General features: G+C 65.5%; 14 protein-coding genes and 1 pseudogene. 3 read left to right on the top strand and 12 right to left on the bottom strand.

The window, feature by feature from the left end:
- Window positions 1–190: 190 nt before the first annotated feature.
- Entirely contained in the window at window positions 191–421 is a 231-nt protein-coding gene (locus tag U5A52_RS42360; protein ID WP_321918004.1) for a hypothetical protein, read from the bottom strand.
- Between the two features lie 140 nt (window positions 422–561).
- Here U5A52_RS42360 and U5A52_RS42365 point away from each other — a divergent pair, with 140 nt between their 5' ends.
- Complete coding sequence (locus tag U5A52_RS42365) at window positions 562–999, top strand: hypothetical protein (RefSeq protein WP_321940327.1); 438 nt, start codon at window positions 562–564, stop codon at window positions 997–999.
- Window positions 1,000–1,063: 64 nt separating this feature from the next.
- Here the strand turns inward: U5A52_RS42365 and U5A52_RS42370 are convergent, their stop codons facing one another.
- The 5 genes from U5A52_RS42370 to U5A52_RS42390 form a co-directional block, all read right to left on the bottom strand.
- Window positions 1,064–2,107 carry an ABC transporter permease gene (locus tag U5A52_RS42370; RefSeq protein WP_321917996.1) on the bottom strand — a complete coding sequence of 348 codons (1,044 nt, stop codon included), beginning with the start codon at window positions 2,105–2,107 and terminating at the stop codon, window positions 1,064–1,066.
- A 4-nt stretch (window positions 2,108–2,111) separates the two neighbouring features.
- Window positions 2,112–3,140, bottom strand: a complete 1,029-nt coding sequence (locus U5A52_RS42375; RefSeq protein ID WP_321917994.1) for an ABC transporter permease — start codon at window positions 3,138–3,140, stop codon at window positions 2,112–2,114.
- A gap of 44 nt (window positions 3,141–3,184) precedes the next feature.
- Window positions 3,185–4,786, bottom strand: a complete 1,602-nt coding sequence (locus U5A52_RS42380; RefSeq protein ID WP_321940329.1) for a sugar ABC transporter ATP-binding protein — start codon at window positions 4,784–4,786, stop codon at window positions 3,185–3,187.
- A gap of 14 nt (window positions 4,787–4,800) precedes the next feature.
- Window positions 4,801–5,835: an ABC transporter substrate-binding protein gene (locus U5A52_RS42385; protein WP_321940330.1), complete on the bottom strand. Its 1,035-nt coding sequence runs from the start codon at window positions 5,833–5,835 to the stop codon at window positions 4,801–4,803.
- A 186-nt stretch (window positions 5,836–6,021) separates the two neighbouring features.
- Window positions 6,022–7,116 (bottom strand): LacI family DNA-binding transcriptional regulator, encoded by a 1,095-nt coding sequence (locus U5A52_RS42390; protein WP_321940331.1) that lies wholly within the window; start codon window positions 7,114–7,116, stop codon window positions 6,022–6,024.
- Window positions 7,117–7,314: 198 nt separating this feature from the next.
- On the opposite strand from U5A52_RS42390, the gene U5A52_RS42395 reads away from it, so the two are divergent.
- Window positions 7,315–8,337, top strand: a complete 1,023-nt coding sequence (locus U5A52_RS42395; protein ID WP_321940333.1) for an aldose 1-epimerase — start codon at window positions 7,315–7,317, stop codon at window positions 8,335–8,337.
- 15 nt (window positions 8,338–8,352) lie between these two features.
- Here U5A52_RS42395 and U5A52_RS42400 read toward each other — a convergent pair whose 3' ends face one another.
- Window positions 8,353–8,664, bottom strand: a complete 312-nt coding sequence (locus tag U5A52_RS42400) for a hypothetical protein (RefSeq protein ID WP_321940335.1) — start codon at window positions 8,662–8,664, stop codon at window positions 8,353–8,355.
- 216 nt (window positions 8,665–8,880) lie between these two features.
- Here U5A52_RS42400 and U5A52_RS42405 point away from each other — a divergent pair, with 216 nt between their 5' ends.
- Window positions 8,881–10,239, top strand: a complete 1,359-nt coding sequence (locus U5A52_RS42405) for an MFS transporter (RefSeq protein WP_321940337.1) — start codon at window positions 8,881–8,883, stop codon at window positions 10,237–10,239.
- Window positions 10,240–10,306: 67 nt separating this feature from the next.
- Here U5A52_RS42405 and U5A52_RS42410 read toward each other — a convergent pair whose 3' ends face one another.
- The 5 genes and pseudogenes from U5A52_RS42410 to U5A52_RS42430 form a co-directional block, all read right to left on the bottom strand.
- On the bottom strand, window positions 10,307–10,660 hold the full coding sequence (locus U5A52_RS42410) for a DOPA 4,5-dioxygenase family protein (RefSeq protein WP_321918000.1): 354 nt from the start codon (window positions 10,658–10,660) through the stop codon (window positions 10,307–10,309).
- Between the two features lie 86 nt (window positions 10,661–10,746).
- Complete coding sequence (locus U5A52_RS42415) at window positions 10,747–11,523, bottom strand: ATP-binding cassette domain-containing protein (protein ID WP_321917984.1); 777 nt, start codon at window positions 11,521–11,523, stop codon at window positions 10,747–10,749.
- Window positions 11,520–12,494, bottom strand: a complete 975-nt coding sequence (locus U5A52_RS42420; RefSeq protein ID WP_028209006.1) for an ABC transporter permease subunit — start codon at window positions 12,492–12,494, stop codon at window positions 11,520–11,522. The genes U5A52_RS42415 and U5A52_RS42420 overlap by 4 nt, the downstream gene beginning before the upstream one ends.
- A 19-nt stretch (window positions 12,495–12,513) precedes the next feature.
- The gene (locus tag U5A52_RS42425; protein ID WP_321917982.1) at window positions 12,514–13,494 is read right to left on the bottom strand and encodes an ABC transporter substrate-binding protein; all 981 of its coding nucleotides are present in this window, start codon (window positions 13,492–13,494) and stop codon (window positions 12,514–12,516) included.
- 183 nt (window positions 13,495–13,677) lie between these two features.
- A pseudogene (locus U5A52_RS42430) lies at window positions 13,678–14,005 on the bottom strand (threonine ammonia-lyase, biosynthetic); the annotation flags it as partial.

The following is a 14,005-nucleotide window of genomic DNA, read 5'->3' on the forward strand; positions in this document are numbered from 1 at the left end:
TCGCTTAAAAAAGCTGCCGACTCCTGCGTCCACCGGTTTCCGCGGCGGCCTTCGCTGCCCGGATGTCACTGACATCGAACGGCGAAGGGGGCGAATCTTAGCGCCACGAGCGCGCGCCCGCAAGCCCTTTTTCATCGACTCAAGCGAAAAGAGGCGCAGTGCGCCCCTTCTCACTGAACGCCACTAGCGCTCATGACTTCGGATCGGCCTTCGCCGGCGGGTCGAACATCGCCTTGCATGGCGGCGAAAGCTCATCGTAGTGCTGCTTCATACACGCTGCGATCTTCTGCTTGTTAGGAATCGCGCTCGCGCAAAAGTGGAATGCATCGCCACGGCATGCGTGTTCCTGCTCGTCGCGCGTTTCGCCGCTGCTCGCAATCGCAAACATCAGGCACGCCAGCAAGGCGCCCGCTTTCATCATGCGATCGAACGGTTTGCTCATGGCGTTCTCCTCGTGATGAGTAGTCCGGCGTCATCCTGCAAGCGCTATTCCCGGCACGTCGCTTGCAGCACTGCCCTCACTTGCCACGATGAGGCGCTGCTCTCACGCAGCGAAACGCCATGAATCTACCGATCACCAGGATACTCGCGCTTTGCTCGGCTATTGTCATACCAGGCGTCCCCCTGGCCGCTCATGCGGACGACAGTGCAAGCCCCTGCGCAGCGCTCAAGCGTATCGTCGCGGCTGCACCGCAGCATTTCGCTGCATTGAGTCCTGATGACGGACGCGCCGTCGCGCAGCCCTATGGCGACGACGCGCAATGCGCAACGAGCGGCGGACGTTTTCAGTGCGTCTGGAGCGCACGAGACGCTGGGTCGGGGACGAATGCACTCGAAGGCGTGGGCGCCGACATCGCCTCGTGTCTGCCAGACGCAACCCACGACGTGAACGCGCCAGGCCGTCAGCACTTCTATCTGGGACAGCGCGGCAGCCGGACCGAGATCACAGCACAGACCGATGGCTCAACGCGTGTGAAGCTGAGCGTCTCCCATCAATAAACCTAGCCCGAAGCCGAATGGGTTCGACAACGCATGCGAAACCGGCAGATCAAGACGCCATCCACTAAGAGCCCGCGGCCGCGCGCCGCCGCGTCACGCCTGCAGTTCGCGCGGCGCCATGTCGGCGCCCAGTCAGCACGGTCTGCACAATCACCGCGGCAAGCAGGAACGCGCCGCTCGCGAGGTTCTGATAGTAAGGGCTCAGCGTGCCGACCTGATTGATCACATTGTCGATGACGCCGAGCAGCAGCACGCCGGCCAGCGGTCCGGCCATCGTTCCCACGCCGCCCGTGAGCAACACGCCGCCGATTACGGCCGCGGCGATCGACTGCAATTCATAGCCAGTGCCCGCTCCCGACAGCCCCGAGTCCAGATGCGAGGCCAGCAGCGCCCCCGAGAGGCCGGCCAGTGCACCGGACAATCCGTAGGCGAGTATCTTCACCCGCTCCACGCGTACGCCCAGCATGCGCGCCGCCTCTTCGTTGCCGCCGATCGCGAAGATCGCGGCGCCAAAGCGCGTGTGGTTGAGGAGCGCGCCTCCGAGCGCATAAACGATCACCAGCACCCAAATGAGATTGTTGACGCCCAGGATCGAGCCATTGGCGATGCGCGCGAAGAAACCTGGATTGGCGATGAGCAGATCCTGGCTCGCGAGCACGAGCGCGAGCCCCTTGAGCCCAAGCAACGCGGCGAGCGTGACGATGAACGGCGCCATGCGCGCGCGGGCGATCAACACGCCGTTCACCAGACCCACGACGAATCCGGCAGCCACCGGCGCGAGCAGCGCGGCGCCCCACCCGTAAGGCGCTGCATAGGCGGCCAGGACCGTGCCGAGTCCGACCATCGACCCGACGGAAAGATCGAATCCGCCCAGGATGATGACGATGCTTTGCCCCACGGCCACGAGCCCGAGAAACGCGCCGTTCGCGGCGATGTCGGCGAGATTCGCGGGGCGCAGGAAGTCGGGAAATACCATGCCGGCCACGAGCGCGACAACCACGAGCATCGCGATCGCCCCGCGCGACTGCACGAGCGCGATCAGTTGTGCGCGCCGGTTCGCGCCCGGAGCGGCGGCGGTTTGCGCCGCCGATTGTGTGGGCTGTTGCATCGCTTCAGCCTCCCGAGCGTTGCAGGTAGAGCGCGACGACGATGAACACCGCCTTGAGGATCTGCGCGTAAGTGAAACTGATGTTGTTCATGATGAAGCTCGCGTCGAGCACCTGAAGCAGCAGCACGCCGAACACCGCGCCGACGATCGAGATGCGTCCGCCCGAAAGCGGCGTGCCCCCGATGACCGAGGCGGCGATCGCATCGAGTTCGAAGTTCACGCCAACGTAGTTGGGATCGGCAGCGCCAAGCCGCGACGAAGCGAACACGCCGGCGAGTCCGGCAAGCGTGCCGCTCACCGCATAGACGAGAAAGAGCGTACGCCGCACGGGAATGCCCGCGAGGAACGCAGCACCGCGACTCGCGCCCACGAGGATCGCGTAGCGCCCGAAGGTCGTGCGCCGCACCACGAATGCCACCACGACCGCGAGCCCGAGCGCGATCAGCATGACAATGGGCAGTGGGCCAACCGCGCCCGCGCCGAGCAGATCGAACGCCGGGGTGTCGGGCAGATTCACGCGTGAGCCGCCCAGCAGCGCCTGCGCGAGCCCGCGTGCGGCGACCAGCAAGGCAAGGCTCGAGATCAGCGGATCGATGGCGAGCAGCGCCACGAGGAACCCGTTGCACAAGCCGACTACGGCGCCCACCGCGACCGCGCCCACGAGCGCCGGTCCCACGCCATACGGCAGAAACACGGCGATCGACGCGCTGGCGAGCGCCATCACCGATCCCACGGAGAGATCGATGCCACGCGTCGCGATCGCGAGATTCTGGCCAAGCGCGATCAAGACGATCGGCGCGGCCTCGAACAGCAGGCTGCGCGCCGCGAAGGGATTCGAGAAGCCAGGCGTGATGATCAGATTGAAGACCACGAGCGCGGCAAGCGCGAAGTACACGCTGTGCTCGCGCAGCACGTTACGCCAGGTGTGCATGCGCGACGCGGCGCCGGGCACAGGCGAGACGGAGCGGTTCGAGGAATTCGAAGGATTCGCGGGGCTCAAGCTTGCCTCGTTCGATTCAAGGTTGGTCGCCATCGGAGCAGTGGTCGTGGATTGTGGCGGGGTTGGTGCGGGGTTGCTCACGCAGTGCCGTCGCCGTGGTCAGCGCCATCGCGAGTTCCAGCACCGGCCAGCACGGCGAGCACTTCGTCGGGGTGAGCGCCGGCGGTTGGCATGCCGCCCTCGGTCGCGCCTTCGTTGAGCACGACGAGGCGGTCGGTCAGCGCAAGCAACTCCTCCATCTCGGACGACGTGACCACCACCGCAAGCCCCTCCCGCGCCAGGTCCTGCACGACGCGATGTACCTCCTCCTTCGCCCCGACATCGATGCCGCGCGTGGGATCGTCGAGCAGCAGCACCGTCGGGCGGGTCGAGAGGCAGCGCGCAATCAGCGCCTTTTGCTGATTACCACCCGAGAGCGTCGTGATGAGCGCGCCGGGACCGGCCGTCTTGATGCCGAGCCGTTCGATCGACTCGCGCACCACCTGCGCCTCCTTCGCCCGCGAGATGAAGCCAAAGCGCGATATGCGCGGCAGCAGGCTCGCGACGATGTTCTCGCGCACGGAGAGACTGGGAAAGATGCCTTCCGCGCGGCGGTCTTCGGAAAGGAAAGCGAGACCGCGACCGATCGAGCGCGCCGGGCTCGCATGCGTGAGCGCGCGGCCCGCGATATCGACTTCGCCGCCATCGGCCTTCTGCGCGCCGAAAATCGTCTTGAACGTTTCCGTGCGGCCCGAGCCGAGCAGGCCGGCAAGACCGACGATCTCCTTGTGAGCCACCCGTAGCGACACGTCGCGCACGCGATTGCCCCACTGCAAATGATCGACGGCCAGCGCTGGCGTGGCATTGGCATCGGCGTCGGCATTGCCCGAGTGCTCGGCCCACGCATGCTCGCCCGCGCTTTCGCGACCCAGCATGGCTGCGATCAATGCCGCGCGCGGCAGTTCTTCGGGCGTGCCCGTGCGGACCACGGCGCCATCGCGCATGACCGTGAAGCGATCGCACAGCCGGTAGCATTCGGAGAGCCGATGACTCACGAACAGCAGCGCAATGCCCTCGGCGCGCAGGCGATCGACGACTTCGAACAGGACGTCCACTTCCGCACCGCTCAGGGCCGAAGTGGGCTCGTCGAGGATCAGCACGCGCGCGCCCAGCGAAACGCCGCGCGCAATCGCCACCATCTGCTGCGCGCCGAGCCCGAGCGAACCGAGACGCGCGGCCGGGTCAACCGCAAGCCGGTAGCGCTGCACGATGTCGGCGGCGCGCTCGAGCATGCGCTTCCTGTCGATCAGGATGCCGAATCGTTTTGGTTCATGGCACAGAAAGATATTGTCCGCCACGCTGCGCTCCGGTATCAGGTTGATCTCCTGATACACGGCGCACACGCCTGCCCCTTGCGCCGCGCGCGGACTGTCGAACGCGACGCCCGCGCCGTCGAGCGTGAGCGCGCCCGAGTCGGGCTGATGAAAGCCGGTGAGGACCTTGATCAGCGTGGACTTGCCCGCACCGTTCTCGCCCACGAGGCCGTGCACCTCGCCCGCGCGCAGCGTGAGCGAGACGTCGCGCAGCGCGCGCACCCCGCCGAAGGTCTTCGAAACGCCGTGCGTTTCGAGCACGGCGCGCGGGGTGGCCGTAGCGGGATCGGCGCGATTGGTGCGATTGGCGGGGACGCTCGTCGTCATCGTGCAGGCGCGGCTCAGTAGACCTTGCCCTGCGCGAGCGACGGCTGCGCGTTGGTCCGGTTGAAGAGCGCGTCGTCCATGATCTGCTTTTGCGGCACCGGCTTGCCCGCGAGATAGTCTTCCAGCGACTTGAAGGCGAGCGGACCGAAGCGCGGGTTCGTCTCGACGTCGGCGGCGACGATGCCGTTCGAGATATCCGTGACGATCTCCTTCGTGCCGTCGATCGAGACGATCTTCACGCCGTTGAGCTTGCCGGCCTGGCGCAGCGCCTTGATCGCGCCGACCGTCATCGTGTCGGCGTGGGTGTAGACGGCGTTGACGTCCGGGTGCGCGAGCAGGATCTGCTCCATCACCTTCTGCGCCTCGGTCGTCGACCAGTTCGCGGTTTGCGCGGCGACGATCTTCATGCCGGGATAGGGCTTGAGGCCGTTCGCGAAGCCATCTGTGCGCTGGCTTTCCACCGTGTTGCCGTAGCCGCCCTGGATCTCGGCGATGATCGCGTTGCCGCCCGTGGCGTCGGCCAGCGCCTTCGCCGCGCGCTCGCCCTGCTTGTAGAAGTCGGAGCCAAGGAACGTGATGAAGTCGTCGCACACCGTACCCGCTGTCTGCCGGTCGATCGTCACGACGGGAATGCCCTTCGCGCGCGCCTGGGCGAGCGCGGGCTGCAGGCCGGTGGAATCATTGGGCGCAATGATCAGCGCCTCGGCGCCCTGATTGATCATGCTTTCGATATCGGCGACCTGCTTGGCCTGATTGGCGTTCGCGTTCGTATAGAGGAGGCGCTTCACGCCGGCTTCCTTCGCCGCCGCACGCACCGAGGCGGTTTCGGTCGCCCGGAACGGGTTCTGCTCATTCTCCGACTGCGAGAACCCCACCACCATGTCGCTAAGCTTCTTGCCGCCCGGCTTGGGATTCGTGCAGCTCTCGGTGGAATTCGACTGGACCTTTTGTGCGCCGTTGTCGGACTGCGCGTAGGCGCTTGCGGCGAATGCGCTCGCCAGGCAAAGACCGGCGGCAATGAGGGCGGACTGGATTCGTTGATGACGCATGGCTGTCTCCTGTCGGCCGGAGTTAGCGCTTCAGCGCTTACTCCGGCCCCATGCAAGGCGTTGAATGACACGATCGGCGCAGGCCTTCGGCCCCACCGCGGCTTTTTTTGTCTTTCTTGTTCCATTGGCGCCGCACCAGACCCGACGCCAAATAATCACGGCCACTGCTTCAACTAATATTACCAGTCAATTTTCAGAGATATTAATGAGGGTATTCACGGAGGAGGGGGAGGCGGGGCCGGGCGCACACACCGAGGCCCGTTCGATAAGCGGCCCGTCGAGCTTCACGGTGCGGTGGCGCACCGGCGCGCCGGCGCTGCGGTTCTGCTCTTCCTGCAGCAGCGTCTCGACGGCCCAGCGCCCAAGCTCGTAGTTGGGCAGCACGACGGTGGTGAGCGGAGGATGGGTGTGGCGCGCGATTTCCTGGTCGTCGTAGCCCATGATCGAGACGTCTTCGGGCACGCGCAGCCCGAGTTGCTTGAGCGCCTCGATTGCGCCGATCGCCGTCAGGTCGTTGGCGCAGAAGATCGCCGTGGGCGGATTCGGCTCGCGCATGAGCGAGAGCGTGAACTCGAAACCCTTGCCGGAGCTCCAGTCGCCGTCACGCACGAGGCGCTCGTCGAACAGCAGATCAGCGGTCGCGAGCGCCTGGCGGTAGCCCTTCAGGCGGTCTTTCGCGGCGTCCTGCCAGGTTTCGCCGTTGATGAAACCAATACGCCTGTGTCCGGCCTCGATCAGGTATTCAGTGGCCGTATGGCCGCCCGCCACTTCGGCCGGCACGACCGAGGAAAGCGCGTGATCGGACGCGTAGCAGTTGAGCAGCACCGCCGGCACCTTCAGCAGCGCGGGCGGCACCGTGACCTTGCGCGTGTACACGGTCGCGTAGATCACGCCAAGTACGTTCGGCATGGCAAGCGTTTGCAGGACCTGCTGCTCCATCTGGGCGTTGCCGTGCGTCGAGAACACCGCGAGCAGACAGCCGTTGTTCCAGGCGGCGTCGCGCGCGCCGTCGATGCTCACGACGGGGTGCGGGCTCGTCGACACTTCGTCGGCGAGATAGACGATGAGATTGCGCTCGCCCGCCGGGGCGGGGGTCTGCACCGCGCGGATCGGCAACTGGTAGCCCAGCGACTGCGCCACTTCGTGCACCTTCAGGCGCGTCGCCTCCGAGAGCTTGGCGCCCACCGCGCCGTTGAGCACGAGAGAAACCGTGGATTGCGACACGCCCGCGGCCTTCGCGATGTCGGTCATGGTCGGGCGGCGTTGCGTCGATTTTTTCATCGGATGTGAGGGGGACTGCGGAAGGGCTGCGCGGCGCGGCGGCGCGCGCTCGGGGCCGCGCTGTTGGCCCGAAGCGTAGCACTAATAATTTGGACCATCAATTGGCGTATGTCACCATTTTATGGATTCATCATCGGCAATTTCAACGCCTATATTATTCTTTATTAATAATAAAACCATTCGCCGGAGAATGCTCATTTGACTGCCCGACCGAACCCCTCGCCGCCCCCGGAACTCGCTTTCGACGCCGCCGCGCTCGACGACGGTCAACTCGTCACGCTTGCCCATGGCGATGCGCGCGTACTCGTCGCGCCGCACGTGGGCGGCTCGATCGCCGCGTTCTACGACACTTCCGGCGGAGCCCCGGCGTCACACTGGCTGCGCCCGGCCACGCGCGCCGCCATCGACGCACGCGACCCGCTCGGCATGGCGAGCTTTCCGCTGATGCCGTACTGCAACCGCATCCGCGACGGACGATTCCGCTTCGAAGGCGAGATGATCGACTTACCGAGCGGCACCGGCGCGCTGCGCCACGCGCTGCATGGCCACGCCTGGCGGCGGCCCTGGACGGTCGAGGCGCAAACGGCCGCTACGCTCACACTGCACTTCCTGCATGAGCCGCACGAAGCGCATGAATCCCACGTTTCGCGCAAAACCGATTCCCACGCCGGGACCGGCTGGCCGTTTCGCTACGAAGCGCGCCAGCATCTCACGCTCGACGCCAGCGGCCTCACGGTGCGCCTGTGGGCGCGCAACCTGGCCGCGCGGCCCATGCCGTTCGGCCTCGGCCACCATCCGTACTATCCGCGCCCGCCTGGCACACGCATTGCCGCGCGCGTGCGCGCCATGTGGGAAATCGACACGGAAGTCCTGCCGGTTTCGCTCAGCGCCCACCCGGCCGTCGACGCGCTGCAGGCCGGCCTGATCGTCGACGACTTCGATCTCGACAACAACTTCTCCGGCTGGCGTCGCGAGGCGGTCATCGAATGGCCGCACGAAGGCCGGCGTCTCGCGCTGCGCGCGAGCACGCCGCTGGACTTTTTCGTGGTCTTCTGCCCGCCCGGTTTGCCATACTTCTGCGCTGAGCCTGTCAGCAATACGACGGACTGGCTCAATCTGCGCCACGAAGGAACGGTGAAGCGTATCGACGTGGGCGGCACCGTGCTCGCCCCCGGCGAAACGCTCGAAGCCCAGCTTGCCTGGCAACCCGAGCGCACCTGAAGCGGAGTACAGCTCTCACATGCCCGCACCGTTTCGCACGCCCGCCAACGGCGCGCCGTAGCCGCCCGCCTCGGCGTTATTCGGGTGGCCGTTCGCGAGTTGCCCGCGCGGATCGGTGGGGCCGACCGGCATCTCGCCGGCCTGGCGATTGCCATGGGTCGGGTACTCGCTGCCGGGCTGCGCATTGGGCATCAGTGCGAGGCTGTTTTGCGGCGAGCGCAGGTTGTCATTCGGCGCCAGTTGGGCAATGGCATAGCCGGGCGCGCCTGCGAGCATTGCGCAAGCCATGAGGGACGGCATGGCCGCGTGGGCGAAGAAAGGCTTCATCGGGTACTCCTTGTCGCGCAATGCGACACGCTTGCAGCACGCGCATGCTCGCCGTGCTGCTTTCAGGCTAGCAGACAGACGCCTGCCGCGCCCAATGACGCTCTCCTGCAAACACCGCGCAGCGGTTACTATTCGAGGTTGTAAGGCAAACCAGAAAAAGCGGCTCGCCATAGCGGGCCGATACAACGACAACCTCAGTCGACAGGAGACAAAACCATGGACCAGCCGCGCGCCGTCGACGTCCAAACCTTCCTCAACGAACATCCGTTTTCGCCGTTCCAGTGGTTCATCTTCGCGATGTGCTTCGTCATCGTCCTGCTCGACGGTTTCGACACGGCCGCGATCGGCTTCATCGCGCCTTCGCTGCTCGGCGAATGGGGCATCGCCAAGCCCGCGCTCGCACCCGTGCTGAGCGCGGCGCTTTTCGGCCTCGCTTGCGGTGCGCTCGCGTCCGGGCCGCTCTCCGACCGGCTCGGGCGACGCGCCATGCTGGTCGGCTCGGTGCTGCTGTTCGGCGTGACCTGCCTCGGCTCGGCGTTTTCCACCAGCATCGGCGAACTCACGTGGCTGCGCTTCATTACAGGTGTCGGCCTCGGCGCCGCCATGCCCAATGCGGTCACGATGATGGGCGAGTACTGCCCCGACCGGAACCGCGCCACCGTGATCAATCTGATGTTCTGCGGCTTTCCGCTCGGCGCGGCTTGCGGCGGATTTCTCGCGGCATGGATGATTCCGCACTTCGGCTGGCGCAGCGTGCTCGTGCTCGGCGGCGTGACGCCGCTCGTGCTCGCCGTGCCGCTCTTCCTGCGCATGCCGGAATCGGTGCGCTACATGGTGGCGAATAACCGGCCCGCCGAGCGTATTCGCGCCGCGCTCGCCCGCATCTCGCCCGACGCCGCCAAAGCGCAGGTGTTCACGATGACGGAGCACGCCCCGCAAACTGAAAGCAAGGGCCTTGGCGTCGTGCTTTCGCCGATGTACCTCGTCGGCTCGGTCATGCTGTGGGTCGCGTATTTCATGGGGCTCGTGATCTTCTACGCGTCGATCAACTGGATGCCGCTCCTGCTCAAGGACTCCGGCCTCACTGCCTCGAGCGCCACGCTGATCTCGGCTCTCTTCCCGCTCGGCGGCGTGGGCGCGGTGCTGAGCGGCATGCTGATGGACCGCTTCAACGCGAACCGGATCATCGCCGCGTGCTACGTGCTGACGGCGGTTTCGGTGTGGCTCATCGGCCAGGCGGCGGGCAGCGTGGCCCTGCTCGTGCTCGTCGTGTTCGTGGCCGGCGTGCTGATGAACACGGCGCAATCGTCGATGCCCGCGCTCGCCGCCGCGTTCTACCCCACCCAGGGGCGCGGCACCGGCGTGGCCTGGATGCTCGGCATCGGCCGCTTCGGCGGTATTGCGGGTTCGTTCCTCGTGGCCGAGCTGACGCGCCGGCACTTCACGTTCGCGGGCATTTTCGCGACGGTCGCCGTCGCCGGTCTCATTGCCGGCGCGGCGCTGCTGATCAAACAGGCCGCGCGGCCGCAGGCGAGCGGATCGGCGGCGGCAAAAACGGAGTCATTCGGGCACTGAAGCCCGCGTGAGGGTCGGGCATTGCGCCTTGCCGCCGGGCTTGCGGGCGGCGCAATGCTCGCAACAATCAGCCGCCGAGCGCGCCGAGATTGAGCGTGTGCGAATGGCCGATCCACACGGCGGCATCGCGATGGTCACGCAGGGCATCGGTCGTGTTCGGATGCACGAACACGTCGAGTGCGCCGTGATTGAGCGTGAGCCATTCGATGACCGTCATGAAGCGCTCTCGCGGTATGGCGAGCTGATACGACCACATTGGATGCGGCCCAACCGGGCGTTCGTGAAAACGGCCAATTTGCACGATCTCGCCGAAGCGGGCTTCAATCGCCTCGCGCAAGGTCCATGCAGCGTCGCGCGTAGCCGCGTCGAAATAGACGTGCGCGTGCCAGCTCGTTATATCGGCGGGATCGAGGTAGTTCATGGCGGGAGCAGGACTGCGGTGATGGTTCGATCCGACATTGTCCATCGAATGCGCGCGCGGCGCAGGCAAACGCACCACGCAATGTATCAGTGCGCGCCGTTTGAGTACGTGTCGCCCACCATCAGCCGCACGATCTCATCGCCATCGGTTTCGGCCACGCGCCGCTCGCCCGCCACTTCGCCGCGCCGCAGCACGACGATGCGCTCAGCCACGGCGAAAATATCGTGCAGGTTGTGCGAGATAAGAATCACGGCCACGCCCTGGGCCTTGAGTCCGCGAATCAACTCCATCACCTTGCGTTGCTCGGGAACGCCGAGCGCCGCGGTAGGTTCGTCCATGATCAGCACGCGCGCGTTCCAGTAAATCGCACGCCCTATCGCGATGGCCTGGCGCTGGCCGCCCGAGAGCATTTTCACGGGGCCCGTGAGCTTGCGCGACGGAATCACGATATCGAGTCGCTCGAGCACTTCGCGCGCCACCTCCGCCATGTGCGGCCGGTCGATCACCTGCAAGCCGAGTCGCCGTCGCACGGGCTCGCGGCCGAGAAAAATGTTGCTGCCCACGTCGAGATTGTCGGCGAGCGCGAGATCCTGATAGATGGTTTCGATGCCCTGCGAACGCGCGTCCTGCGGATCGCGCAATTGCAGCGGGCGTCCATCGAAGTGCAAATCGCCCGCATCGGCGCGATAAACGCCCGAGAGAATCTTGATGAGCGTGGACTTGCCCGCGCCGTTGTCGCCCGCAAGCGCAAGCACTTCGCCCGGCATGAGGCGCAGCGAAACGCGCTTGAGCGCCTCCACGCCGCCAAAGCGGATCGACACGTCGCGCGCCTCCAGAATCGGCGTGGCGCTCGCGCTGCTCATTGCGCGCCTCCGAGCCGATCCTTGTACTGGTCGATCAGCACCGAAAGAATGATGACGATGCCGACCACGATGAATTGCCAGAACGCGTTGACGTCGATGAACACGAGCCCGAATTCGATCACGGCGATGATGAGCGCGCCGATCAGCGTGCCGATGACGTTGCCGGTGCCGCCAAAGAGACTCGCGCCACCGATCACGACCGCCGCGATCGAATCGAGCAGCATGGGTTCGCCCGCATTGGCTGCGCCGGCGGCGAAGCGTGCCGTGTAGACGATGCCGCCCACCGCCGCGAAAGCCGCCGCGATCAGATAGATCGCGAACAGATGGCGGCGCACGTTAATGCCCGCGCGCACCGCCGACTGCGGATTGCCGCCTATTGCATAGGTGTACTGGCCAAAGCGCGTTTGCGAGAGCACAAAGTGCATGATGACGAGCAGTACGGCCGTGAGGATCACGGGCGTCCAGCCGCTGCCGAGCCACGCGAGCCCGGGATTGTTGACGGAGACGGTCATGCCGCTGCCCGCGGCGAGAAAACCCACGCCGCGCGCGACGCCATACATGCCGAGCGTGCCGATGAACGCGGGTACACCCAGGCGTGCGATGAGGACGCCGTTCACGAAGCCCGGAATCAGGCACACGAGCACCGTGAGCGGAATCGACATCAACAAGATCCACGGCGACTCGCCGCCGGGAATCGTGAACTGCGCCACGCACACCGCCGCGAGCCCCATCACGAAGCCCACCGAAAGATCGATGCCTGCAGTGATGATCACGAAGGTCTGGCCGATGGCAAGCAAGAGCGGTGCGCTTGCCGCGAGCCCGATCGACTGCAGGTTGTACGCGTTGAACACGAACGACCGATGCGCGGAGATGCGCGCCCACGCCTCGAAGAAGACAAGCAGCGTGCCGAGAAAGAGCCACGGCCAGACCTTGCTGACGAGCGCGAGCCTGTCGAGTCGTTTGTCGTTCATGTGGCTCTGTTCGCGTGCCTTAGTTCGAATAGATGTACTGCTTCATCTCCGGCTTGTCGATGTTCGACTTGTCCAGCACCACGAAGCCCGTGCCCTTGTAGATGGGAATCTTCTTGCCGTGGATGGCGTCGCCGGCGAACTTCACGGCTGTATAGCCCATTTCGTCGGGAAGCTGCGCGATGGCGATATCGACGAGGCCGCTCCTGATCTGCTCGTCGATGCCCGGCACGGCGTCGAACACCACGACCTTCACCACGCCCTGCTTGCCCGCGTTCTTCACGCCTTGCGCCGCGCCCGCGCCCGAGAACGTGTTGGCGCCGAACACGCCCGCGAGATCGGGATTGCGCGCGAGCACCGCCGCGACGTGCGAAGCGGCGCGATTGGCGTCGTCCTCGTTGTATTGCGTCTCCAGCACCTTGATGTTGGGGTGCTTCTTCATCTCCTCCATGAAACCTTGCGCGCGCGCGTCGGTGCTGGAGATGCCCGGCTTGTTGTTCTCGCAATAGACGGTGCCCTTGTCGCCAATCGCCTTGGCGAGCGAGCGCGCCGCTACCCGGCCACCTTCCAGGTTGTCCGAAGCGATATAGGAGAGCGGGAAATCGGCGTCGCCCTTGCCGGTTTGATAGTGGCCATCGCCAATATAGGTATCGACGGTGATGACCTTGATGCCGGCGTCGGCGGCTTCCTTGAGCGGGCCAATGAGCTGCTGCTTGTCGACAGGCGAGACGAGCAGCACGTCGGGATGCTTCGCGATGAAAGCCTTGAGGATCGGCACCTGCTCCGTGGTGTTCCAGGCCTTCGGCACCTGGAACAGCAACTGGATGTTGTCTTCCTTCGCCGCGCGCTCCGCGCCGCGATGCATCGTGAAGTAGAAGGGATCGGTGACGCCGGGCAGCAGCGCAACGACGGGATGCGCCGCATCCGCGTGCGCCAAGCCGGGCAGCGCGCCGGCGACCAGCGTGGAAAGAGCCATCAGACAGCCAAGAGCGATGCGCAACATGTTTGTCTTCCTCCAGGTGAGTCCGACGCACGGCGCCCAATCTTCCCGAGGCGACCACGCCCGGCAGCAGTGGCTCAGTATACTGACGCGCACTGCCGCGGGGCCTGGTGTTTTCCTGCACTTTCTTCGCTGTTTATGCGCTACAGATGCAGACGTCCCGATTGGTGGGACGACTGACTATTTTCATTGCAGGAACAACCGGTACGCCGGATTGCTCGTCTCTTCCCAATGCGGATAACCGAGCGTGGCGAGGAAGCGGCGGAACTCGGCGTCCTCGGCTGCGGGCACCTGGATGCCCACCAGAATCGAGCTGTAGTCGGCGCCCTGATTGCGGTAGTGGAACAGGCTGATGTTCCAGTTCGGCGCCATCGACGACAGGAAGCGCATGAGCGCGCCCGGGCGCTCCGGAAACTCGAAGCGGAACAGGCGCTCGTCGTGCGCGAGCGGCGAGCGGCCGCCCACCATATAGCGGATGTGCTGCTTCGACAGTTCGTCGCCGGTGAGATCGACG

The organism is Paraburkholderia sp. J8-2 (assembly GCF_905220195.1).
GTDB lineage: Bacteria > Pseudomonadota > Gammaproteobacteria > Burkholderiales > Burkholderiaceae > Paraburkholderia.